Source organism: Chthonobacter rhizosphaerae (assembly GCF_013839525.1).
In the GTDB taxonomy this organism is placed as follows: Bacteria; Pseudomonadota; Alphaproteobacteria; order Rhizobiales; family Pleomorphomonadaceae; genus Chthonobacter; species Chthonobacter rhizosphaerae.
The window spans coordinates 34,278-57,935 of sequence record NZ_JACDIS010000014.1 but is presented as its reverse complement, the minus strand read 5'-3'; the positions used below and the strand labels follow the sequence as shown (position 1 = coordinate 57,935).

The 23,658-nt window shown below is 71.4% G+C and carries 20 protein-coding genes and 1 tRNA gene; 11 read left to right on the top strand and 10 right to left on the bottom strand.

The window, feature by feature from the left end:
- Positions 1-23: 23 nt before the first annotated feature.
- Entirely contained in the window at positions 24-965 is a 942-nt protein-coding gene (locus HND91_RS19610; RefSeq protein WP_181708303.1) for a choline ABC transporter substrate-binding protein, read from the bottom strand.
- Between the two features lie 371 nt (positions 966-1,336).
- On the opposite strand from HND91_RS19610, the gene betI reads away from it, so the two are divergent.
- The 3 genes from betI to HND91_RS19595 all read left to right on the top strand — a co-directional run bounded on the left by betI (position 1,337) and on the right by HND91_RS19595 (position 5,183).
- Positions 1,337-1,921 (top strand): transcriptional regulator BetI, encoded by a 585-nt coding sequence (betI, locus tag HND91_RS19605; RefSeq protein WP_181708302.1) that lies wholly within the window; start codon positions 1,337-1,339, stop codon positions 1,919-1,921.
- Positions 1,914-3,569 (top strand): choline dehydrogenase, encoded by a 1,656-nt coding sequence (gene betA, locus HND91_RS19600; RefSeq protein WP_181708301.1) that lies wholly within the window; start codon positions 1,914-1,916, stop codon positions 3,567-3,569. Before betI ends, betA begins: the two co-directional genes overlap by 8 nt.
- A gap of 225 nt (positions 3,570-3,794) precedes the next feature.
- On the top strand, positions 3,795-5,183 hold the full coding sequence (locus HND91_RS19595; RefSeq protein WP_181708300.1) for an MFS transporter: 1,389 nt from the start codon (positions 3,795-3,797) through the stop codon (positions 5,181-5,183).
- A 41-nt stretch (positions 5,184-5,224) separates the two neighbouring features.
- On the opposite strand, the gene HND91_RS19590 is transcribed toward HND91_RS19595, so the two are convergent.
- The 3 genes from HND91_RS19590 to dapD all read right to left on the bottom strand — a co-directional run bounded on the left by HND91_RS19590 (position 5,225) and on the right by dapD (position 8,268).
- Complete coding sequence (locus HND91_RS19590) at positions 5,225-5,821, bottom strand: hypothetical protein (protein WP_181708299.1); 597 nt, start codon at positions 5,819-5,821, stop codon at positions 5,225-5,227.
- A 4-nt stretch (positions 5,822-5,825) separates the two neighbouring features.
- The gene (dapE, locus tag HND91_RS19585; protein ID WP_181708298.1) at positions 5,826-7,031 is read right to left on the bottom strand and encodes a succinyl-diaminopimelate desuccinylase; all 1,206 of its coding nucleotides are present in this window, start codon (positions 7,029-7,031) and stop codon (positions 5,826-5,828) included.
- Between the two features lie 373 nt (positions 7,032-7,404).
- Positions 7,405-8,268, bottom strand: a complete 864-nt coding sequence (dapD, locus tag HND91_RS19580) for a 2,3,4,5-tetrahydropyridine-2,6-dicarboxylate N-succinyltransferase (RefSeq protein WP_181708297.1) — start codon at positions 8,266-8,268, stop codon at positions 7,405-7,407.
- Between the two features lie 275 nt (positions 8,269-8,543).
- On the opposite strand from dapD, the gene HND91_RS19575 reads away from it, so the two are divergent.
- Entirely contained in the window at positions 8,544-9,665 is a 1,122-nt protein-coding gene (locus HND91_RS19575; RefSeq protein WP_181708296.1) for a patatin-like phospholipase family protein, read from the top strand.
- A gap of 9 nt (positions 9,666-9,674) precedes the next feature.
- Here HND91_RS19575 and HND91_RS19570 read toward each other — a convergent pair whose 3' ends face one another.
- The 6 genes from HND91_RS19570 to rpmH all read right to left on the bottom strand — a co-directional run bounded on the left by HND91_RS19570 (position 9,675) and on the right by rpmH (position 15,010).
- Entirely contained in the window at positions 9,675-10,367 is a 693-nt protein-coding gene (locus tag HND91_RS19570) for a pyrimidine 5'-nucleotidase (protein ID WP_210272808.1), read from the bottom strand.
- 185 nt (positions 10,368-10,552) lie between these two features.
- Positions 10,553-11,425, bottom strand: coding sequence for an acetylglutamate kinase (argB, locus tag HND91_RS19565; protein ID WP_425485502.1), 873 nt, complete (start codon positions 11,423-11,425; stop codon positions 10,553-10,555).
- Positions 11,426-11,934: 509 nt separating this feature from the next.
- A complete protein-coding gene (gene yihA / locus HND91_RS19560) occupies positions 11,935-12,543 on the bottom strand; it encodes a ribosome biogenesis GTP-binding protein YihA/YsxC (protein WP_343057422.1) in 609 nt (202 codons plus the stop codon).
- Positions 12,544-12,607: 64 nt separating this feature from the next.
- The gene (yidC, locus tag HND91_RS19555; protein WP_181708292.1) at positions 12,608-14,413 is read right to left on the bottom strand and encodes a membrane protein insertase YidC; all 1,806 of its coding nucleotides are present in this window, start codon (positions 14,411-14,413) and stop codon (positions 12,608-12,610) included.
- Positions 14,406-14,801: a ribonuclease P protein component gene (gene rnpA / locus HND91_RS19550; RefSeq protein ID WP_246329591.1), complete on the bottom strand. Its 396-nt coding sequence runs from the start codon at positions 14,799-14,801 to the stop codon at positions 14,406-14,408. Before rnpA ends, yidC begins: the two co-directional genes overlap by 8 nt.
- 74 nt (positions 14,802-14,875) lie before the next feature.
- Positions 14,876-15,010 (bottom strand): 50S ribosomal protein L34, encoded by a 135-nt coding sequence (rpmH, locus tag HND91_RS19545; RefSeq protein ID WP_181708290.1) that lies wholly within the window; start codon positions 15,008-15,010, stop codon positions 14,876-14,878.
- Between the two features lie 473 nt (positions 15,011-15,483).
- On the opposite strand from rpmH, the gene sbmA reads away from it, so the two are divergent.
- From sbmA to HND91_RS19510, 7 genes are all read left to right on the top strand, one after another.
- Complete coding sequence (gene sbmA / locus HND91_RS19540; protein ID WP_181708289.1) at positions 15,484-16,746, top strand: peptide antibiotic transporter SbmA; 1,263 nt, start codon at positions 15,484-15,486, stop codon at positions 16,744-16,746.
- A gap of 114 nt (positions 16,747-16,860) precedes the next feature.
- A complete protein-coding gene (locus HND91_RS19535; protein ID WP_181708288.1) occupies positions 16,861-17,700 on the top strand; it encodes a sulfite exporter TauE/SafE family protein in 840 nt (279 codons plus the stop codon).
- Positions 17,701-17,731: 31 nt separating this feature from the next.
- Positions 17,732-19,321: a gamma-glutamyltransferase family protein gene (locus HND91_RS19530; protein WP_181708287.1), complete on the top strand. Its 1,590-nt coding sequence runs from the start codon at positions 17,732-17,734 to the stop codon at positions 19,319-19,321.
- A 156-nt stretch (positions 19,322-19,477) separates the two neighbouring features.
- Positions 19,478-20,350 carry a TVP38/TMEM64 family protein gene (locus HND91_RS19525; RefSeq protein WP_181708286.1) on the top strand — a complete coding sequence of 291 codons (873 nt, stop codon included), beginning with the start codon at positions 19,478-19,480 and terminating at the stop codon, positions 20,348-20,350.
- Entirely contained in the window at positions 20,323-21,771 is a 1,449-nt protein-coding gene (locus tag HND91_RS19520; protein ID WP_343057420.1) for a dihydrolipoyl dehydrogenase family protein, read from the top strand. The genes HND91_RS19525 and HND91_RS19520 overlap by 28 nt, the downstream gene beginning before the upstream one ends.
- Positions 21,772-21,825: 54 nt before the next feature.
- Entirely contained in the window at positions 21,826-23,292 is a 1,467-nt protein-coding gene (locus HND91_RS19515; RefSeq protein ID WP_181708285.1) for an ATP-binding protein, read from the top strand.
- Positions 23,293-23,515: 223 nt separating this feature from the next.
- A tRNA-Arg gene (locus HND91_RS19510) sits at positions 23,516-23,592 on the top strand.
- Positions 23,593-23,658 lie beyond the last annotated feature (66 nt).

Here is a 23,658-nt window from a genome sequence, read left to right as displayed (position 1 = left end):
GATCAGCCGCCCGGAAGGACGGATCAGCCGCCGAGTTCGGTCTTCACAGCCGCGAGGGCGTCGCCGCCGTCCACGGTGGTGACGCCGGCGAGCCAGGGCTCAACGACGGACGGGTTCTCGGCGAGCCAGGCCTTGGCGGCCGCGTTCGGCTCGGTGCCCTCGTCGAGGATCGCCCCCATGATCTCGTTCTCCATCTCCAGGGAGAACTTCAGTTGCGACACGAGCTTGCCGACGTTCGGGCATTCGGCGACGAAGCCCTTGCGGACGTTCGTGTAGATGGTGGCGCCGCCGAAGTTCGGCCCGAAGGTGTCGTCGCCGCCGGCCAGATATTCGAGCTCGAAGTTGGAGTTCATCGGGTGGGGCGCCCAGCCGAGGAAGACGATGGGCTCCTCCGCCTTCACGGCGCGGGCCACCTGGGCGAGCATGCCCTGCTCGGAGCTTTCCACGAGCTCGAAGCCGTCGAGGCCGTGCTTCTTCTCCTCGATCATGCCGAGGATGAGGCGGTTGCCGTCGTTGCCGGGCTCGATGCCGTAGATCTTGCCGTCCAGCTGGTCCTTGAACCTGGCGATGTCGTCGAAGGTCTTGAGGCCGGCGTCGAAGGCGTATTTCGGCACGGCGAGCGTGTACTTGGCGCCCTCCAGGTTGGCGCCGAGCACCTCGACGGTGCCCTTCGCCACGTAGGGGGCCCGGTCGGCTTCCATGGAGGGCTGCCAGTTGCCGAGGAAGACGTCGATGTCCTTGTTGTCGAGGGACGCGTAGGTGACCGGCACGGACAGCACCTTCACCTCGGGCGTGTAGCCGATCGCCTCCAGCACCACGGACGCGACGGCGGTGGTGGCGGTGATGTCGGTCCAGCCGACGTCGGAGAAGCGGACGGTGTGGCAGGCTTCCGGGTCGGCGGCGAGCGCGGGGGCCGCGCCGACAAGTAGCGCCAGGGCGGCGGCTGTGAACGTGCGTTTGGACATGAACGACTCCCTGTTCCCGAAACTATGCGTGCCGCCCCTCCTAGCAGAGACGCAGCCGCTGCGGATCCCCATTCGGACGGCCGACCCGCCCTTGTGGACGGACGGTGGCGGCCAACCTCGTCCCGGTCCGACGCCGGCGCGGGCGGCCGCATCGCCGGCCGTCCCTGTCCGCGCAAGCGTCGTTCGGGTTTCTTCGTAGGGTCATCCAAACACCGTCTGGACGGACGCGCAAGTTTTTGTTGATTGATGGATCAATCAAAAATACCGTTCAGAGGCGCCGGACGGGCCGATGTCGATCCTGTCGACCCGGAACGGCGGAAGGGTTCAAACCGGGAGCCGGGACGGAGCCGGACGGCGGCGAGCGGGACAGGATGCCCAAGGTCGGAATGGAGCCGGTTCGCCGGCGCGCGCTCATCTCGGCGGCCATCGAAGCCATCCACGACCGTGGCATGGCGGGCCTGACCATGGGCGACATCGCCAAGCGGGCCGGCGTCTCGTCGGCGCTCGCGCACCACTATTTCGGGTCCAAGGACGACCTCCTGATCGCCACCATGCGGCACCTCCTGGAGGCGCTGGGCGAGGAGTTCCGGCGCCGGCTGGCCGAGGCGGCGACCCCGCAGCAGCGCATCGAGGCGATCATCGAGGGCAACTTCGCGGCCGACCAGTTCCAGCCGGCGGTGATCTCCGCCTGGCTCGCCTTCTACATGCAGGCTCAGCACGACGCCGAGGCCATGCGGCTCCTGAAGGTCTATCTCCGGCGCCTGGAATCCAACCTCCTCCACGCCCTCGGCGAACTGGTGCCGCCGGAGGTGGCGCGCGACACGGCGCGCGGCGCCGCCGCCATGATCGACGGGCTGTGGCTGAGGGCGGCGCTGCGCGCCATCGACGTTCCGGCGGAGGAGGCGGTCCGCCTCGTCCGCGACTATGTGTCCGAAACGGTGAAACGCCATGCTTGAAGCGGATTTCGTGATCGTCGGGTCCGGCTCGGCCGGCAGCGCCCTCGCGTCGCGCCTGTCGGAGGATGGGCGGAACACGGTGCTGGTGCTGGAATTCGGCGGGACCGACTTCGGCCCGTTCATCCAGATGCCGGCGGCGCTCTCCTACCCGATGAACATGCCCATCTACGACTGGGGCTACAAGGCGGAGCCGGAGCCGGCGCTGAACGGCCGCTCGCTCGCCACCCCGCGCGGCAAGGTGATCGGCGGGTCGTCGTCGATCAACGGCATGGTGTTCGTGCGCGGCCACGCGAAGGACTTCGACACCTGGGACGAGATGGGCGCGCGCGGCTGGGCCTTCGCGGACGTGCTGCCCTACTTCCAGCGCATGGAGACCGCCCACGGCGGCGACGAGGGCTGGCGCGGCACCAAGGGACCGGTGCACGTGACCCGCGGCTCGCGCAAGAACCCGCTCTACAAGGCCTTCGTGGAGGCGGGCGTGGAGGCCGGGTTCGCGCCGACCGACGACTACAACGGCTTCCGCCAGGAGGGCTTCGGCCCCATGGAGATGACCGTCTGGAAGGGCAAGCGCTGGTCGGCGGCGGACGCCTACCTGAAGCCGGCCCTGAAGCGGGAGAACGTGACGCTCTCCACCCGCACGCTCGCCCGGCGCATCCTGTTCGAGGGCCGGCGCGCCGTGGGCGTGGAGGTGGAGCGGGGCGGCCGGATCGAGGTGGTGCGGGCGCGCCGGGAGGTGATCGTCTCGGCCTCGTCGATCAACTCGCCGAAGCTCCTGCTCCTCTCCGGCATCGGGCCGGCGGAGGACCTGAAGCGCCAGGGCATCGCGGTGCTCTCCGACCGGCCGGGCGTGGGGCGGAACCTGCAGGACCACCTGGAGTGCTACATCCAGCAGGAGGCCAAGCTCCCGATCACCCTCAACGGCCACCTGAGCCTCTTCGCCAAGGGGCGGATCGGCCTGGAATGGCTGCTGTTCCGCTCCGGCCTCGGGGCCACCAACCATTTCGAGGCCTGCGCCTTCGTGCGCTCCAAGGCGGGCGTCGAATATCCGGACATCCAGTTCCACTTCCTGCCGGCCGCCATCCGCTACGACGGCAGGGCGCCGGTGCCCGGCCACGGCTTCCAGGTGCACGTGGGGCCGATGCGATCGAAGTCGCGCGGGGCGGTGACGCTGAAGAGCCACGATCCGCGCGAGAAGCCGGTGATCCGCTTCAACTACATGTCGACGGACGAGGACTGGGAGGACTTCCGCACGGCCATCCGGCTCGCCCGCGAGGTGTTCGGCCAGAAGGCGTTCGACCCCTACCGGGGCCGGGAGATCGCGCCCGGCCCGGACGTGCAGTCGGACGAGGCGATCGACGATTTCGTGCGCGAGCACGTGGAGAGCGCCTACCACCCGTGCGGCACCTGCCGGATGGGGAGCCCGGACGACCGCGACGCCGTGGTGGACCCGACCGGCAAGGTGATCGGCGTGGAGGGGCTCAGGGTTGCGGACAGCTCCATCTTCCCGCTCATCACCAACGGCAACCTGAACGGCCCGTCCATGATGGTGGGCGAGAAGATGGCCGACCACATCCTCGGCCGGGCGCCGCTGCCGCGCGCCAACCACGAGCCCTGGATCCACCCGCGCTGGCGGACCGAGCAGCGCTGACCCGCCGGCGCGGGCCGCCCTCCCCTCGGCCCGCCGCGCGGCACGCCGCCTGGCGGGCGCTGCATCGCTTCCGGCCGGAGCCGCATCGGACCGCGCCCCCTTGACGGGCGGAGCGCTTGCGATCACGCCTTGAGGGCCGGCCGGCCTGGACGCGCGCCTTCGCGCGTCGGCCCGCCGGCGGGCTGGCGCCGGCTCCTCCGGCGCCGCCACCGGAAAGGCGGTCGGATGATGGCGGACGTGGACGCGGGCCGGTGGGCCGAGCTGATGGCCCCCCGATACGCGGCCGCGACGACGACCCTCTGCCTCGGGGTGATCCTGTTCGCCTTCAACGAGTTCATCGTCACCACGGCGATCCCGTCGACCGTGCGCGACCTCGGCGGCGTCGACCTGATCTCCTGGTCGCTGACCGTGCACCTCGTCTTCTCCATCGTGGGCGGCGCCGCCGCCGCGGTGCTGAAGATCCGGCACGGGGCGCGGGCGGCGCTGATCGGCGGCGCGGCTGTCTTCCTCGTCGGCTCGGTGGCGGTGGCGAGCGCCGGCAGCATGCCGGCGGTGCTCATGGGCCGTGCGATCCAGGGTTTCGGCGACGGCCTGATCGCGGCGCTCTGCTACACGCTGATCCCGGACCTGTTCCCGCCCCGGCTGATGCCGAAGGTGTTCGGCGCCGAGGCGCTGATGTGGGCGATCGCGGCCTTCGGCGGCCCGATCCTCGCGGGGCTCCTCACCGAATGGTTCTCCTGGCGGGCGGCCTTCCTGATCAACGTGCCGATGGCGGTGGTCTTCATCCTGCTGGTCCTCTCCGTGGTGCCGAAGACGACGGGCGACGCGACGGCGGGATCGGTGCCGCTGGTGCGGCTGACCGGCATCGGCTGCGGCATCCTGCTGGTGTCGGTGGCGAGCATCCTGCCGTCGGCGCTCCAGGCCGGCGCCCTGGTGGCGGCCGCGCTGGCGGTGCTGGCCCTGATGGTGCGGCGCGACCGCCTGAGCGCGGTGCCGCTGTTCCCGCGCGACGCCTTCACGGGCCGCGCGCCCGTGGGGCCGGGGCTCTGGATGGTGCTGCTGATGCCGGTGGCCCAGGCGTTCGTGGCGGTCTACCTGGTGATGACGCTGCAGAGCGTGTGGGGCTACGGGCCGACGCTGGCGGGCGCGTTCAGCGGCGTGATGGCGCTCTCCTGGAGCGCGGTGGCGCTGGTGGTGGCGACGCTCGCGGCCGGCCGATGGCGGGCGACGGCGATCCGGCTCGGCCCGGTGTTCCAGACCGGCGGCCTCGCGGCGGTGGCGGCGGGTTTCTCGCTCGACCAGCCGGCTCTGGTGTTCGCCGGCCAGATGGCGGCGGGCGCCGGCTTCGGGATGAGCTGGGCCTTCCTCAGCCAGACCATCATGGACGGGGCGGGCGACGGCGACCGGGCGCGCGCCTCCGCGCTGCTGCCGACCCTCCATTCGGCCGGCTACGCGCTTGGCGGCGCGGTGGCGGGCCTGACGGCAAACGGGCTCGGCTACGGGGCCGCCGCGTCGCCGGATGCGGTGCGGGCCGTGGCCGAGCCGCTGTTCTCGGCGGCGCTGGCGTTCTCGCTCGCCGCCGTGGTGACGAGCCGAAGCATCGGCCGGGGCTGAGGCGGCCGGCCCCGTTCGCGTCCGATCGTCGCCGGGGCCTCTCAGATGCCGCCGATGGCGGTGGCGATGGTGCGGACGGCGAGGCCGCTCACGTAGTCGAGCGCGACGAGCCCGATGGAGAAGCCGACCGGGCCGCCGACGGCGATCCGGGTGACCAGATACTGGTAGCGGAGCACCACGCCGAGGGCGAAGAGGCCGAGGAAGGAGGCCGTCTCGTCGCCGACGAGGCCGAGCACGTGGAGAAGCCCCGGCGCCGTGATGGGAATGACCGCCACGAGGCTCGCCCAGTTGAGCGCCACCACGAGGGGCACGTAGCGCCGGGTGAGGCCGAGAGGACGGGCCAGGAGGGCGAGGAGGAGCGGATAGTCCACCCAGTCGAGGCCGACGGCGAGGAGCCGGGTGAGCAGGAAGGCGCCGGCCGGGAAGGTTTCCGGCGTCATGGCGGTGTGGCCGAGGATGAACAGCCGCTCCGACGCGATCAGGATGCCAAGGGCGGGCAGCAGGAGGAGGATGACCCCGAACGAGCGCCAGAAGCCGTCGAAGGAGACGTCGAGCTGGCGAAGGCCGGCCGGGTCGCCCTTGAAGAGGGTCCAGGCCGCATGGGTGGAGCGGGAAATCTCGTCCGACGTCAGCAGCATGGCGTCAGTGACCCTCGAAATATCGGTCCAGGAAGACGCGGTAGATGCGGGCAAGGGTGACGAGGTCGGCCGTGTCCACGCGCTCGTCGACCTGGTGCATGGTCTGGCCGACCAGACCAAACTCCACCACCGGGCAATGGTTCTTGATGAAGCGCGCGTCCGAGGTGCCGCCGCCGGTGGACAGCTCCGGACGACGGCTGGTGACCGCCTCCACGGCGTCGGCGAGGCCGTCGACGAGGTCGGGCGAATGGGTGAGGAAGACGTCCGACACGGTGGTCTCGAAGGCGAGCTCGTACCGGGCCGGGCCGGCCTCGGCCCGGCGGAGCGGCGTCTCGGCGGCGGCCTTTTCGGCGCGGCGGACGATCTCCGCCTTCAGGGTCTCCGGGGTCCAGAGGTCGTTGAAGCGGACGTTGAAGTTGACCCGCACCTCGGGCGGGATGACGTTGAAGGCGCGGTTGCCGGTCTCGACGGCGGCGACCTCCAGGTTGGACGGCTGGAAGCGGTCCGTGCCGGCGTCGAGCGGCGGGTCCATGAGGGCGGACAGGAAGGCCGGCAAGGCCCGGACCGGGTTGTCGGCGAGGTGCGGATAGGCCACGTGGCCCTGGATGCCGCGGATCACGAGCGTGCCGGACAGCGAGCCGCGGCGACCGACCTTGATGGCGTCGCCGAGCCGGTCCGGGTTGGTGGGCTCGCCGACCACGCAGGCGGAGAAGCGCTCGCCGCGGGCGGCGGCCCAGTCCAGGAGCTTGACCGTGCCGTTGACCGCCGGTCCCTCCTCGTCGCCGGTGATCAGGAAGGAGATGCGGCCGGGAAAGTCCGGCCCGCGGGCGGCGACAAAATCGAGCGCCGCGGCCGCGAAGGCGGCGACGCCGCCCTTCATGTCCACCGCGCCCCGGCCGTAGAGCACGCCGTCGGCGATGACGCCGGCGAACGGGTCGTGGGTCCAGCGGGCCGCGTCGCCGGGCGGCACCACGTCGGTGTGACCGGCGAAGCAGAGGTGGCGCGGGCCGTTGCCGATGGCGGCGAAGAGGTTCTCCACGTCCGGCGTGCCGGGGGCGGAGAACACCGGCCGGTGAACCTCGAACCCGGCGGGCGCGAGCAGCGCCTCGAGGACGGCCAGCGCGCCGCCCTCGGCCGGCGTGACGGACGGGCAGCGGAGAAGATCGCGCGCGATGGCGACCGGATCGGCAGGGGCGGAGGGAGCTGTCATGGCCCCGGTGTAGCCCCCGGACGGAGCGGGGGTCAATCGGCCGGAGGGAGTGAGTGGCGAGGCGGTGGCTGGGCCTCGGCGTTCCTGTCAGGTGAAGGTGCCGGGCGGCGCGACGGGCGAAGGCCTGTCGTCGTCCGAAGGCGCCATTCGTTTTCTGGTGGGAGGTTGGCTGCCTTCGGTTGGCGGCGAGCCTCCGCCCGAAGACAACCTCCGGCGCTTCGCGCCACCTTCCCCTGAGGGGAAGGATGACGGGCGGCTGGTCTTGGAGCGAGACCTGCCGCCGGTCCAGGCGTGAGCGGTGCGCCTGACGGGCGCCATGGCGGTGGAGGGACGGCGCCGGCGAGGGTGGCGCCTTGGCCGGCCGCCCCTCCGGTCAATCCCGCAGGAGCTCGTTGATCGAGGTCTTGGAGCGGGTCTGCTCGTCGACGCGCTTGACGATGACGGCGCAGTAGAGGCCCGGGCCGGGTTCGCCGCCGGGGAGCGGCTTGCCCGGAAGGGTGCCGGAGACCACCACCGAATAGGGCGGCACGCGGCCGACGAAGACCTCGCCGGTGGCGCGGTCGACGATCTTCGTGGAGGCGCCGATGTAGACGCCCATGGAGAGGACCGAGCCGCGGCCCACCACGACGCCTTCCACCACCTCGGACCGGGCGCCTATGAAGCAGTCGTCCTCGATGATGGTGGGGCCGGCCTGCATGGGCTCCAGGACGCCGCCGATGCCGACGCCGCCGGACAGGTGCACGTTCCTGCCGATCTGGGCGCAGGACCCGACGGTCACCCAGGTGTCCACCATGGTGCCGCTGTCCACGTAGGCGCCGAGGTTCACGAAGGACGGCATCAGGACGACGCCGGGGGCGATGTAGGCGGAGCGGCGCACGATGGCGCCCGGGACGGCCCGGAAGGCGGCCTCGCGGAACTGGGGCTCGCCCCAGCCCTCGAACTTCGACGGCACCTTGTCCCACCAGGTGGCGCCGCCGGGGCCGCCCGGGATCACCGTCATGTCGTTCAGACGGAAGGAGAGGAGAACCGCCTTCTTGAGGAACTGGTTGACCACCCAGGTCTCGCCCACCTTCTCGGCCACCCGCGCCTTGCCGCCGTCGAGGAGCGAGAGCGCCTCCTCCACCGCCTCGCGGACGGGACCCTTGGTGGCGAAGGAGACGTTGGCCCGGTCCTCCCAGGCGGCCTCCAGGGTGGCGGCGAGATCGGCGTAGGTGGCGGCGGCGGTGCTGGTGGTCATGGCGGGGATCCCCGAGGTGCCCGAACGGAATGGGGCGGGACCGTAGTGAAAAGCGGCGGGGGATGCAACGCGGCCGGTTGGGCGCGCGCGGGAGCCGGGCCGGCAGGGCCGGCTGCGGGCGGGCGGAAAGGCCAGGGACGCGGGCCGGGCGGCGAAAAGACGCGTGCAGGGCGCGACTGATGCGCGCCAGGGTTATCCCCTCCCTCGGGGAGAGTGCTATGGTGGCGCCTCGCCGGGACCCGGAGATCCGGGCGGGCAGGCAGGGGGCAGCGACCATGGCACGACCGCGTTTCATTCTTTCCATCGACGGCGGCGGCATCCGCGGGGTGATCCCGGCGCGGGTGCTGGCGGCGCTGGAGCGCCGGCTGCGGGGGGCCGGCCTGACCGGGCCGCTGGCGGACTATTTCGACCTGGTGATCGGCACGTCCACCGGCGGCATCCTGGCGGCGGGGCTGACGGTGCCCAGCCCGGGCCGGGGCGGCCTGCCGTTGACGGCGTTCGAGCTGGAGGCGCTCTACGTGTCCCATGGGCCGGGCATCTTCCCCGAGCCGCTGTTCGACTGGTGGGACCAGGCGCGGACCCTGCTCTGGAGCCACCGCTACAACCCGCGGCCGCTGGAGGCGATGATCCGCAGCGTGGTGGGCGACGACACCCGCCTGTCGGCGGCGCGCACGCGGCTGGTGCTGACGACCTACGACATCCTGCACCGGCGGGCGCGCTTCCTCTCCAACGTGACGCCGGGCGAGATCGACGCCCGGGTCTGGCAGGCGGCGCTCGCCACCGCGGCGGCGCCCACCTTCCTGCCGCCGGTGGAACTGGAGGAGCTGCCCTCGCCGGACGGCACGGCCGCGCCGGACCCGAAGGCCGGCAAGCCGGTGCTGGTGGACGGCGGCGTGTTCGCCAACGACCCGGCCATGGCGGGCTACGTGGAGGGGCTGAAGCTGCGCTTCAAGGCGGCGTGGGAGCCGAAGACGGACGACGACACGGTGGTGGTGAGCCTCGGCACGGGCTACGCGCTGGAGCCCTACACCTACCGGTCGGCGAAGGGCTGGTCGGCGCTGTCGTGGATCCAGCGGGACGGCGGCTCGCCGCTGATCTCCATCTTCATGGACGGCCAGGCGTCCACCGCCTCCTACCAGCTGAACGCGCTTCTCAACCGGCGGCAGGCGAAGATCCACAAGACCGAGGGCGCCACGGTGCCGGCCGGGCCGGCGCACCAGCCGCTCTTCTACTACCGCTGGGACGACAAGCTGCCGCACGCCAGCATGGAGCGGATCGACAACGCCCGGGCGGACAACCTCCGGGCGCTGCAGGCCTTCGCGGACGGCATCGTCGCCAAGAACGGCGCCCAGATGGACGCCCTCGTCGGCCAGCTCGCCGCCGCGTTCCCGCCGTGACCGGACCGGTCAGGCCTTGACGGCGCCGGCGACCGCGGTGACGAAGCCGGTCAGGTCGTCGGTGACGAACTCCACGTGGGGCTCCGCGTCGCCCTCCAGCTCCCAGGCCTCGCGGAAGACCTCGCGGGTGCCCTGGGGCACGACGAGGACGGTGCGCATGCCGAGGGCGTGCGGGACGGCGAGGTTGCGGGCGAGATCCTCGAACATGGCGGCACGGGCCGGCGAGACGCCGGTCTGCTTCACGAAGAGGTCGTAGGCCTCCCGGTTCGGCTTCGGCAGCAGGCCGGCGGAGACGATGTCGAAGATGTCGTCGAAGTGGTGGTCGACGCCGAGCCGGGCGGCGGTCTTCTCCGCGTGGGTGCGGGACCCGTTGGTGAAGATGAACTTGCGGCCGGGCAGGCGCTCCAGGGCGGCGCCGAGCTCCGGATCGGGCGCGAGCACCGAGTGGTCGATGTCGTGCACGTAGTCCAGGAAATCGTCCGGCTGGATGCCGCGCTCCTGCATCAGGCCGCGGAGCGTGGTGCCGTAGCGCTGGTAATAGTCCTTCTGGACCTTGTTGGCCGCCTCGGGCGGGATGTCGAGGAGCTTGGCCACATAGTCGCGGATGCGCTCGTCCACCTGGGCGAACAGGTTGCTGTGCGCCGGATAGAGCGTGTTGTCGAGATCGAACACCCAGGCCTCGACGCCCTTGAAGGTGCGCAGATCGTTGACGTGGGCGTGGCGTCCCTCGCGGGAGGGGGCATTCGGACGGGCGGGCGCGACGGTCAAAAGGGCATCCTCGTTCGCCTTCGGGAGACGAGTATATAGGCACGAAGGTGAACAAAGGAAATCACGGCCGCCCGATCGCGCCGAACGGCGACGGGCGGACCCGGTTGGGACGAGCCGGCTCAGCGGGTGATGAGCGTGCCGGCGCCTGTCTCGGTGAAGATCTCCAGGAGCACCGAGTGGGGCGTCTTGCCGTTGACGATCACCACCCCGTCGACACCGCGGCCGAGGGCGTCGATGCAGGTCTCCACCTTCGGGATCATGCCGCCGGAGATGGTGCCGTCGGCGATCAGGGCCCGGGCGTCGGCGACCGACAGCTCCTTGATGAGGCGGCCCTGGCGGTCGAGCACGCCCGGCACGTCGGTGAGGAAGAGGAGGCGCGTGGCCCCGAGGGCGCCCGCGATGGCACCCGCGAAGGTGTCGGCGTTGACATTGTAGGTCTCGCCGTCCTCGCCGGGGGCGACCGGCGCGATGACCGGGATCAGCTCGTCCTGGACGACCATGTTGAGGACCGCCGGATTGACGGTCTTCGGCTCGCCCACGAAGCCGAGGTCCAGAACCTTCTCGATGTTGCTGTCCGGGTCGCGCATGGTGCGGGTGGCCTTCTCGGCGACCACCATGTTGCCGTCCTTGCCGCAGAGGCCGATGGCCCGGCCGCCCTCGGCGTTGATGGCGGCGACGATCGACTTGTTGATGGACCCGGCGAGGACCATCTCGACGATCTCCACGGTCGCCTTGTCGGTGACGCGCAGGCCCGCCTTGAACTCCGACTTGATGCCGAGCTTCTCCAGCATGGCGCCGATCTGCGGCCCGCCGCCGTGCACCACGATGGGCTTCATGCCCGACTGCTTGAGAAGCACGATGTCGCGGGCGAAGGCGCGCGACAGGGCCTCGTCGCCCATGGCGTGGCCGCCGTACTTCACCACGATCGTCTTGTCGTCGTAGCGCTGCATGTAGGGCAGCGCCTCGGAGATGATGCGGGCGCGGGAGACCATGGCCTCCTCGCTGAGCGCGGATTCCAGCTCGCCGGTGATGGACATGGGACGGGCGCCTTGCAGGTTCGGGGACGGTTGGGCGTGGCGTATAGCCGAAACCGGGCCGGGCCTCAAGGAAGGGCGTGCGGGCGGGGAGCGCGGGCCGCGGTCGGCCGGGCGTTTCGAACGGGCGGGGAAGACGACCCCTTCCGGCCGGCTTCGCCGGCCACCTTCCCCTGAGGGGAAGGATGGGGGCGGTCCATCCGGGAGATGTCGCGCCGGATCCTCGCGGCGATGCCTCCCCTCAGGGGAGGGTTGGGAGGGGTCGTCTTTGTCCGTGGGCGTGGGCGCGTTTTGGACGAGGCCGAGCGCGGAGAGGATGCGGGGTCAGGGGGACGGGTCGAGGGCGCGGGGACGGGCGCGGGCGGGGAAGACGACCCCTTCCGGCCGGCTTCGCCGGCCACCTTCCCCTGAGGGGAAGGATAAGAGGCGGCCGCAAACAGGGACGGATGGCAGCGGGTCGGGGCGGCTCAGTCCAGGATGGCGGCGATGGCGGCGCGGAGGTCGTCGAGGCCGGCGCCCTTCTCGCTGGAGGTGGCGATCACCTGCGGGTAGGCGGCGGGGCGCTTGCGGATCTTCTCGGCGGTGTCGGCGAGGAGCTTGTCGACGCCCGCCGGCTTGATCTTGTCGATCTTGGTGAGGACCACCTGGTAGGAGACGGCCGCCTTGTCGAGGACGGTCATGACCTCCTCGTCGTTCTTCTTGATGCCGTGGCGGGCGTCGATCAGCACGTAGACACGGCGAAGGTTCGGGCGGCCGCGCAGATAGGCGCGGATCAGCTCGTTCCAGACGTCCACCTTGTCCTTGGGGGCCTCGGCGTAGCCGTAGCCCGGCATGTCCACGAGGGCGATGCCGGCGTCGCGCTCGGGCACGAACAGGTTCAGCTCCTGGGTGCGGCCGGGCGTGTTGGACGTGCGGGCGAGGCCGCCCTGGCCCGTGAGGGCGTTGATCAGGCTGGACTTGCCGACGTTGGAGCGGCCCGCGAAGGCGACCTCCAGGCCGCCGGTCGCGAACGGCAGGTCGGCAACCGTCGCCATGCCGCGCACGAAGCGCCACGGCCGGGCGAACAGGAGGCGGATCGCCTCCCGCCGCTCGGCCGCGTCGACGGGCCCGGATGGCGGGGATGCGGGATCGGTCACGGGCTCACCCGCTCGCCGGTTTCTTGCGCGAGAAGGTGGACTTGATGTTGTCCCACAGTTCGATCTTCACGCCCTGGCGGTGCATGATGAAGGACTGCTGCGCCACCGAAAGGGTGTTGTTCCACGCCCAGTAGATGACGAGACCGGCCGGGAAGGACGCCAGCATGAAGGTGAAGATGAGCGGCATCCAGGTGAACACCGCGGCCTGGGCCGGATCCGGCGGCGTCGGGTTCAGCTTCATCTGGACGAACATGGTGATGCCCATGATGATGGGCCACACGCCGATCATCAGGATATGCGGCGGATCCCACGGGATGAGGCCGAACAGGTTGAACAGCGAGGTCGGGTCCGGGGCGCTGAGGTCGTGGATCCAGCCGAAGAAGGGCGCGTGCCGCATCTCGATGGTGACGAACAGCACCTTGTAGAGCGCGAAGAACACCGGGATCTGGACCAGGATGGGCAGGCAGCCCGCGAGCGGGTTGATCTTCTCCCGCTTGTAGAGCTCCATCATGGCCTGCTGCTGCTTCATCTTGTCGTCTTTGAACCGCTCGCGCAGTTCCAGCATCTCCGGCTGGATCTTCTTCATGTTGCTCATCGACACGTAGGACTTGTTCGCGAGCGGGAAGAAGAGGCCCTTGATGATGACGGTGACGGCCAGGATGGCGACGCCGAAGTTGCCGACCAGCATGAACAGGGTGTCGATGAGGTAGAACATGGGCTTGGTCAGGAAGTAGAACCAACCCCAGTCGATCATCAGGTCGAAGTTGCGGATGCCGAGCTCGGCCTCGTAGGCGTCGATGCGCTTGACCTGCTTGGCGCCGGCGAACAGGCGCGTGTCCGTCGCCGCGCTCTGGCCGGCCGCCACCACCAGCGGGTCGCGCAGGTAGTCGGCCTGATAGGCGTCCATGGCGCCGGCCCGGGTGTGCAGGAAGCGCGGCTGGAAGCCCGCCTCGCCGGCCGGGATGAGGGCGGTCGCCCAGTACTTGTCGGTGATGCCGAGCCAGCCGTCCTTGACCGCCGGCGGCTTGAGGGCGCCCTCCTCGGCGAGGTCCGAATAGTGGACCTCCTGGAGCCCCTCCTCGCCGAGGACGCCGATGAGGCCCTCGTGGAGGATGTAGTTGCCGGAGGTCTGCGGCGTGCCGTGCCGCATCACGAAGCCGTAGGGATAGAGCGTGGCGGCGCCCGAGCCGGTGTTGCGCACCTCGTCGCGCACCGTGAACATGGCGTGCTCGTCAACGGACAGGGTGCGCTGGAAGACGAGGCCCTGGCCGTTGTCGTAGGTGAGGACGAGCGGCGTCTGCGGCGTCAGGGTGGCGCCGGCGGGCGCGGTCCAGACCGTTTCGGCGTTCGGGACGGGCGTGGTGTCGCCGGCGGCGGCGACGAAGCCGAACTCGGCGAAATAGGCGTCCGCCGTGCCGGCCGGCGACAGGAGGGTGACGTTGGCGCTGTCGCGGTCGACGCTGACCCGGTAGCCCTTCAGGCTGACGTCGTCGATGCGGCCGCCCTTCAGGTTGACGGTGCCGAACAGTTCCGGCGTGTCGATGGGAACGCGCGGCGTGGCGGCGATCGCCTCGGCCCGCGTGGCGAAGGTGGCCCGGCCGCCCGCGGCGCCACCGGGCGCGACGGTGGACGGCGAGCCCGCGGGGTCCGTGCCGGTGGCCGGCGGCTGCTGCGCCGCCTGTTCGGCCTGGCGGGCCTCCTGGGCGATCCTGGCCTTCTCCAGCTGCGGGCCGGCGATGAAGTACTGCCAGCCGAGGAGGACGATGGCCGAGAGCACCACCGCCAGGATCATGTTGCGATTGTCACCCATGGTGCGGTCTCTTCTGTTCGCGGCGCGAACGATGGTCGTCGGAACCGGCGCGCGGACGAGCGGCGCTTTCGATGGCGCCGACCACGTCGGCAGCCAGGTCGGCGAAGGGCTGCGTGAGCGCGGCGCGGCGGCCGACCAGCACATAATCGGTCCCCGGCTTCGCCGCCAGGGCCCCGTGGAGACGAACGGCTTCCTTGAGGCGGCGCCGGATGCGGTTGCGCTCCACGGCGTTGCCGATCTTCTTGGTCACCGTGAAGCCGAACCGGGCCGAGGCGGGCTCGTCCGGACCGGCCTTGCGCGGCGCCGTCTGCAGCAAAAAGCCGCGCCGGGGCGTGCGGGCGCCCCGGGCGACTTCCAGATACTGGCTGCGCTTGGTGAGCCGCTCCATCGGGCGCATCCGTCCGCAGGGCCGGCCTCGCGACCGGCGCCGGCCGGACGAGGCCGCGGCCCGGGACGACCCGATCAGGCCGACAGGCGCTTGCGGCCGCGGGCGCGGCGGCGCGCGATCACCTTGCGGCCGCCCGGGGTCTCCATGCGGGCGCGGAAGCCGTGACGACGCTTGCGCACGAGCTTGGAGGGTTGGTAAGTCCGCTTCATGGGTGATGTCCGCCGACCGGCGGTCCTTCCTGGTGTTCGGACGGTGCGTCCGGCCCCAAGCGCCCTCTTCGGGCGGCTTCGCCGTACGTCGCGTCCTCTGACGGTGAACGAGGGCCGGCGCCTGCGGTTCGCGCGAAGGCGAGCCCGCGCGGGGACGCCGGGCGCCGGTTCCCAATCGATGCGGGCTTATACGGGAGCCGTTTCCGCCCGTCAACGGCAAGGGCGGCCGCGCGGGCGGGTCCTCCCCCGCCGAAAGCGCCGGGCGCCGATGATGCCGGGGAGCGCGCTTGACCGGTCAAAACCACTGATGCACGGTGCGCCGGCTGCCGCGAACCGTGGGGTTCCGCGGCCGGTCTCACGTCGCATCGCACCCGCCCGCCGGACGCAAGGACACCGTGTTCCGCGCCGGCGCCGCTCCGGCCCTCCGCCGGGGCGCGCCGTCACCCGCCGTTCCCCATTGGAGCCGCCCGCCCGTGTTCGTATCCTTCTTCCCGCGCCCGAAGGCCTTCTTCCTGTCCCTGGCGATCTGGACGCTGGTGGCCGTGATCGGCTGGTACGGCGGCGCGCACGCCCTCGGGGCGACCTTCGGGCTCGCCGACCCGCCGGACTTCGACCCGGCAGCGGCCGGCGCCGGCGTGTTCGTCTCCGGCGGCTTCCTGTGGTTCTACGTCTATTACGCTGCGGCGGTGGGCCTGTTCGCGGGCGCCTGGCAGGTGGTGGCCCCGCATCCGTGGTGGCGGTGGTCCATCCTCGGCTCCGCGCTCATCCTGTTCGTGACCTATTTCCAGGTGCAGGTGAGCGTCGCCATCAACAACTGGTACGGGCCCTTCTACGACCTGATCCAGGCGGCGCTGTCGCAGTCGCGCCCGGTGACCCAGGCCGAGTTCTACCTGCAGCTCCTCACCTTTTCGCAGATCGCCTTCATCGCCGTGACCGTGGCGGTGCTGACGCGCTTCTTCGTCAGCCACTGGATCTTCCGCTGGCGGACGGCCATGAACGGCTACTACATGAGCCACTGGCCGCGCCTGCGCCGGATCGAGGGCGCCTCCCAGCGCGTGCAGGAGGACACCATGCGGTTCTCCGCCACCATGGAGGGCCTCGGCGTCAACCTGATCGACAGCGTGATGACGCTGATCGCCTTCCTGCCGGTGCTGCTGCGCCTGTCGGCCCAGGTGACCGAGCTGCCGATCGTCGGCGAGGTGCCGCAGCCGCTCGTGGTGGTGGCGATCCTCTGGTCGCTGTTCGGCACCGCCTTCCTGGCGCTCGTCGGCATCAAGCTGCCGGGGCTGGAGTTCAAGAACCAGCGCACCGAGGCGGCCTACCGCAAGGAGCTGGTCTACGGCGAGGACGACGACAACCGGGCGCAGCCGCCGACCGTGGGCGAGCTGTTCGGCGCGGTGCGGCGCAACTACTTCCGGCTCTACTTCCACTATCTCTATTTCAACATCGCCCGGTTCGCCTACCTGCAGACCGACAACATCTTCCCCTACATCGTGCTGGCGCCGACCATCGTGGCCGGCAAGATCACCCTCGGGGCGATGAACCAGATCCTGAACGCGTTCGGGCAGGTGCGCTCGTCCTTCCAGTATCTCGTCACCTCCTGGACGACGATCGTGGACCTCCTGTCGGTCTACAAGCGCCTGCGCTCGTTCGAGGCGGCGATCGAGGGCGAGCCGCTACCGGAGATCGACCGGGACTACCTGCAGTTCCAGGCGGCCGGCAAGGCGGTGGACTGAGGGCGGCCGGTGGGCCGGGACTCCGCGGCGGGGAGCGGGGGGCGGCGGAACGCCCCTCCCCTCCGGCCGCGACCGCCGCTTTCCAACCGACGCCGGTTCCGATAACGGACGGGGATGTCCAGCGTGCTCGCCTCCATCGACCTCACCGAGATCGCCGTCCTCGTCGTCTCGCTTCTCGTCACCGGCGCCGTGGCGGGCTTCGTCGCCGGCCTCCTCGGCGTGGGCGGCGGCATCGTGATCGTGCCGGTCCTCTATTACGTGTTCACCCTCCTCGACATGGACGAGGACGTGAAGATGCACGTGGCGGTCGGCACCTCGCTCTCCACCATCATCGCCACCTCGGCTATGTCCATGCGGGCGCACTGGCGCAAGGGCGCGGTGGACACGGCCATGCTGAAGCGCTGGTCGGTGGCGATCGTCGTCGGCGTGATCGCCGGCACGGCGCTCGCCTCCAGCGTGAAGGGGCCGGCGCTGACGGCCGTGTTCGGCGCCGTGGCGCTGATCGTTTCGGCCCACATGGGCTTCTCCAGGCCGCACTGGCGGGTGTCGGACCACCCGCCGCGGGGCTTCGGCGAGCAGCTGATCGCCGCCGGAATCGGCATGGTGTCGGCCATGATGGGGATCGGCGGCGGCACGCTCTCGGTGCCGACCCTGACGCTCTTCAACTATCCGATCCACCGGGCGGTGGGCACGGCGGCGGCGATCGGCTTCCTGATCGGCATTCCGGGCACCATCGGCTTCGTGATCGGCGGCCTCGGGGCGGAGGATCTGCCGCCCTTCTCGTTCGGCTACGTGAACCTCCTCGGCCTCGCGCTCATCCTGCCGACCTCCATGCTGATGGCGCCCTATGGGGCGCGCGCCGCCCACGCCCTGCCGACGCGCAAGCTGAAGCTCGCGTTCGCGGCTTTCCTCTTCCTCACCGGCCTGCGCATGCTGGCCTCCTCCCTCGGCTGACCATCCCTCCCCTTCTGGAGACCGACGCCTCATGTTGCAGACGCCCCGATCCCGCCGCGGCATGGTCACCTCGCCGCATCACCTGGCGTCGCAGGCGGGACTCGACGTCCTGAAGGCGGGCGGCACGGCCGTGGAGGCCGCGATCGCGACGGCCGCCGCGCTGGCGGTGGTCTACCCGCACATGACGCACATCGGCGGCGACGGCTTCTGGCTGATCGCCGAAAAGGGCGAGGCGCCGATCTCGATCGACGCCGCCGGCCGGGCCGGCGAGGCGGCGACGCCGGACCTCTACCGGTCGCGCGGCCTGAGCGCGGTGCCGCTGCGCGGCCCGCTGGCCGCCAACACGGTGGCCGGCACCGTTTCCGGCTGGGCGGAGGCGCTGGCCGCCACCGCCCACTGGCAGGACCCGATGCCGCTCGAGGCGCTTCTGGAGCCGGCGGCCTGGTACGCGGAGAACGGCATGGTCGTCACCGGCATCCAGAGCCGGCTGACGGCGGAGAAGCGGCCGGAGATCGGCGACCAGCCGGGCTTCGCGGACGTGTTCCTGCCGGGCGGCGAGGTGCCGGCGGAAGGCGCGCTCCTGAAGCAGCCGGCCATGGCGGAGACCCTGCGCCGGCTCGCCCGCGAGGGCCTCGACAGCTTCTACCGCGGCCCCCTCGCCCGCACGATCGCGGCGGACCTGGAGGCGGTCGGCTCGCCGGTGACGGCGAGCGACCTCGCGCGGCACCAGGCGCTTCGCGTGGAGCCGCTGTCGGTGGCGATCCGGGGCGCGCGGCTCTTCAACCAGCGGCCGCCGACCCAGGGGCTGTCGTCGCTGATGATCCTCGCCCTGTTCGATCGCCTGGGGGTGACGGAGGGCGAGGGCTTCGACCACATCCACGGGCTGATCGAGGCCACCAAGCAGGCCTTCCTGATCCGCGACGGCATGATCGGCTGTCCGAGCGTGATGACCGTGGACCCGGCAGCCTTCCTGACCGACGGCGCGCTCGCCATGCGGGCGACCCGGATCGACCGGGCGCGCGCGGCCCGCTGGCCGCACGACGCGGCGCCGGGCGACACCATCTGGCTCGGCGTCATCGACGGCGAAGGCCGGGCGGTGAGCTTCATCCAGTCCATCTACTTCGAGTTCGGATCGGGCTGCGTGCTGCCGGAGACCGGCATCGTGTGGCAGAACCGGGGCTCGGCCTTCGCGCTCGCGGGCGACGGGCCGCGGGTGCTCGCCCCCGGCCGGCAGCCGTTCCACACTCTGAACCCGGCCATGGCGCTGTTCGACGACGGGCGGCACATGGTCTACGGCACCATGGGCGGCGAGGGCCAGCCGCAGACCCAGTCGGCGCTTTTCTCCCGCTACGCCATGTTCGGCATGCCGTTGCAAGAGGCGCTGACCGCGCCGCGCTGGCGCCTGGGCAAGACCTGGGGCGACGACATGACCAACCTCGTGCTGGAGAACCGCTTCGACCCGGCGCTCGTGGAGGCCTTGAGGGCGGCCGGGCACGATCTCGCCCTCATGGGGCCGTTCGACAGCGCGCTCGGGCACGCGGGCGCGATCGTGCGCCACGCGGACGGCACCTTCGAGGGCGCCACGGACCCGCGCAGCGACGGCGCCGTCGCGGCCTGGTGAAGCCGGCCGCCGCACGCGGGCGGGATCGGCGCCCGGCGCGCGGTGCCGGGCGCATCAAGACGGCGTGACAGGGCGCGCGAGACGCTTGCGGGGGGCGGCGGTGGCCGGCAAGGTCTCCGTCATGACCTCGTCCTTCCCCTTTCCCGCCGCCGCGCGATGAGCAGCACGAGCCGCACCCGACAGGCGCCTCCGACGCCGGGCCTCCGGCCGGCCGATGTCCGCCACGCGGACACCGCCCGCCTCAAGGCCTGCGAGGCGGACGCCTGCGCGCCGGCCCGGCCGCGCAGCCTGGTTCGGCGTCTCGCGCCGGTCGCCGCGCTGGCGCTCGTCGCCCTCGTCGCCTGGCGGATGGGGGCGCTTCATCACTTCACCCTGGAGGGCTTTTTGGCGAAACGGGAGGCCCTGGTGGCGGCCGTGGCGGCGAGCCCGCTGCAGACGTGGGCGGGCTTCGCGCTTCTCTACGCGGTGGTGGTGGCGCTTTCCGTGCCGGGCGGGCTGATCCTGACGGTGACGGCCGGCTTCCTGTTCGGCCCCGCGCTCGGGGGGCTTGCGGCGGTGGCGGGCGCGACGGCGGGATCCACGCTCCTCTTCCTCATTGCCCGGACCTCCATCGGCGATCTCCTGCGGTCCCGGATCCACGGCCGGCTCGGCTGCTTCGCGGAGGGCTTCCGGCGCGACGCGTTCAACTATCTCCTCTTCCTGCGGCTCGCGCCGGTGGCGCCCTTCTGGCTGGTCAACCTCGTTCCGGCGTTTCTCGGCGTCACGACCCGCACCTTCGTGGCCGCCACGGTGATCGGCATCCTGCCGGCCACGTTCGCCTTCGCGACCGTGGGCGCCGGGCTCGATTCGGTGATCGAGGCCCAGCGGGCCGCCAAGGCGGCCTGCCTCCAGGCCGGGACGTGCCACCTGACGCTGGACCCCGGCGCGCTTCTGACGCCGGGCCTGGTCGGCGCGCTCCTGGCGCTCGCCGCGGTGGCGCTGCTGCCGGTGGCCGTGCGGCGGTGGCGGCGACGGGGGCGCGGCTGCTGATGGAGACGCTGACGCCGGACCTCTGCATCATCGGCGCCGGATCGGCGGGCCTCAGCCTCGCGGCCGCCGCCCGGGCGCTGGACCTTTCCGTGGTGCTGATCGAGCGCCACCGCATGGGCGGCGACTGCCTGAACACCGGCTGCGTGCCCTCCAAGGCGCTGATCGCGGCCGCCCGGCACGCCCACGCGATCCGCCGCGCGGCCGCCTTCGGAGTGACGGCCGGTGCGGTGGCGGTGGACGGCGAGCGGGTGCGCGCCCACGTGCGCGACGTGATCGCCGGCATCGCGCCCCACGATTCGGTGGAGCGGTTCGAACGCCTGGGCGCGACGGTGATCACCGACCACGCCCGTTTCACCGGGCGCGACCGGCTGGTGGCGGGCGGGCGCGAGATCCGCGCCAAGCGGTTCGTGATCGCCACCGGATCGCGACCGGCGGTGCCGCCCATTCCGGGCCTCGACGGCGTGCCGGTGCTCACCAACGAGAGCGTGTTCGACCTCGCCGCCCTGCCGGAGCGGCTGGTGGTGATCGGCGGCGGGCCGATCGGCGTCGAACTCGCGCAGGCGTTCCGCCGGCTCGGTTCCGCCGTGACGGTGATCGCCCGCAGCGAGATCCTGCCCAAGGACGACCGGGACTGCGTGGCCGTGGTGCGCGACCGGCTCGTCGCGGAGGGCGTGGAGATCCGCGAGCGGGCGACCGTGGACCGGGTGGAGCGGGCGGACGACGGCATCCTGGTGACCGTCGGCGCCGCCGGCGGGACGGAGCGGATCCCGGCCAGCCACATCCTGGTGGCGGCGGGCCGGACGCCGGTGACGGACGGGCTCGACCTTTCGGCGGCGGGCGTCGCCGAGACGGAGCGCGGCATCACGGTGACGCCGACGCTCATGACCAGCAACCGGCGGATCTACGCCATCGGCGACGTGACCGGCTCGTTCCAGTTCACCCACTGGGCGTCGCACCAGGCGGGCCAGGTGCTGCGCACCATCCTGACGCGCCTGCCCCAGGCGGAGCGGCGCGACGCCATCGCGTGGGTGACCTACGCGGATCCGGAGCTCGCCCACGTGGGGCTCGGCGAGGCCGAGGCGCGCCGGCGCCACCGGTCGGTCAAGGTGCTGCGCTCCCCGTACGCGGAGAACGACCGGGCGCGCGCCGACCGGGAGACCGACGGCTTCGTCAAGATCGTGACCGGGCCGGGCGGGCGGATCCTCGGCGCGGACCTGGTGGGGGCGGCGGCGGGCGAGACGGCGGCGCTGTTCGCGCTGGCGGTCTCCAGCCGGCTGAAGGTGGGGGATTTCGCCCGCATGGTGACGCCCTATCCGACGCTGGCCGAGGTGGCGAAACGAGCGGCTGTGACATCTTATGCCGATACGAGTAAACATCCGCTGGTGCGCCGTGTGATCCAGGCGTTGCGCCGGACCTTATAGGGAGCCGGTGGCGACCTATATGGGAGGCGGGGCGCGGGGAGCGGGAGCGACGGGATGAGCGAGGGCGCCGAAACAGCCATGGAGCCGCCGGTGGCGGGCCGGCCGCACCGGTTGGGCCTGTCGTCCAAGCTGCTCGTCCTGACTGTGCTGTTCGTGATGATCGGCGAAGTGCTGATCTACGTGCCCTCGATCGCCAACTTCCACAAGACCGAGATCGAGGACCGGCTGCGCACCGCCACCGTGGCGGCCCGGGCGCTGACCACCACGGGAACCGGCGAACTGCCGCCGGACCTGCAGTCGGGCCTTCTGAGGGACCTGGACGCCTATGCGCTGGCGGTGCGGGTGGGCGGCATGAAGCGCCTGCTCGCCATGTCGGCGATGCCGCCGCCGGTGGCGCGCGAGATCGACGTGACCCGGCTGTCGCCGGTCGACGCGGTGCGCGAAGGCTTCGAGACCCTGCTCTTCGGCAACAGCCGTACGATCCGGGCGCTCGGCCCCTACCAGGGCACCGGCGAGATCGAGGTGGTGTTCTCCGAGACCGGCCTGAAGAAGGCCATGCTGGGCTATTCGCGCAACATCCTGATCCTGTCGCTGGTGATCTCCGGCGTCGCCGCCATCCTGGTCTATGTGAGCCTCCGGCGCCTGTTCGTTCGGCCCATGCAGCGGCTGGGCACGGCGGTGAAGCGCTGGTCGGAGGACCCGGAGGATCCGTCGCGCATCATCGTGCCATCCGGGCGGCGTGACGAGATCGGCGACGCGGAATTCCAGCTTGCCGCCATGCAGCGCCACCTGCAGGACGTGCTGAAGCAGCAGCGCCGGTTGGCCGAGCTGGGCCTCGCCGTCTCCAAGATCAACCACGACCTGCGCAATCTGCTGGCGAGCGCGCAGCTGATGTCGGACCGGCTCGTGAGCCTGCCGGACCCGACGGTGCAGCGCTTCGCCCCGAAGCTGCTCGGCTCGCTCGACCGGGCGATCACCTACTGCCAGGCGGTGCTCGCCTACGGCAAGGCCCAGGAGGCGCCGCCGGCGCGCCGGCTGATCGCCCTCCACCGGCTGGCCGCGGACGTGGGCGACGTGACGGGCGTGTCCGCCCACGCGAGCATCGAATGGGTGAACCAGGTGCCGCCGGACCTGGAGGTGGACGCGGACCCGGACCAGCTGTTCCGCGTGCTCCTCAACCTGGTGCGGAACGCCGCCCAGGCGCTGGAGCAATCGGGCGACGACGCACTCGTGCGGCGCCTGACGATCGCGGCCGGGCGGACCGGCGCGGTGGTTCGGATCACAGTGAGCGACACCGGCCCGGGCGTGCCGGCGAAGGCGCGGGAGAACCTGTTCAAGCCCTTCCAGGGCTCCGCCCGGCGCGGCGGCACCGGCCTCGGGCTCGCCATCGCGGCCGAACTGGTGCGCGCCCACGGCGGCCACATCGCGCTCGCCGACGCGGCGCCCGGCGCGGTGTTCGAGATCGAGATTCCGGACCGTCCGGTTCCCCTCGGCGAGGTGCGCCGCTCCCGCGCGTCGTGAGCCGGAAGGCCGCGAGAACCGGTGCCCGGCGACCCTCGCGCCGCCGGGCTATGTGGTTGCGGAAGCTTCGCTTTTCGATGAGCCGGCGCGTTTTCCCGACCCCGCCCGGACCTCTTCAAAAAGGGACTTGCAATCCCCCCCTCGACCGTCTAAACGTTCGGCCTCGCCGGGAGACACCCCCGACGACCCGGACCGGACGACGGCCCGGCGACATGATTGGCAAGCGCCCGTAGCTCAGCTGGATAGAGCACCAGACTACGAATCTGGGGGTCAGAGGTTCGAATCCTTTCGGGCGCGCCAGTCCTTAGAAAATGGCTTTCGTTTCAAAAAGCTCGTTGTTTTCCGGCACTTCTCCCGGGCTCGTGC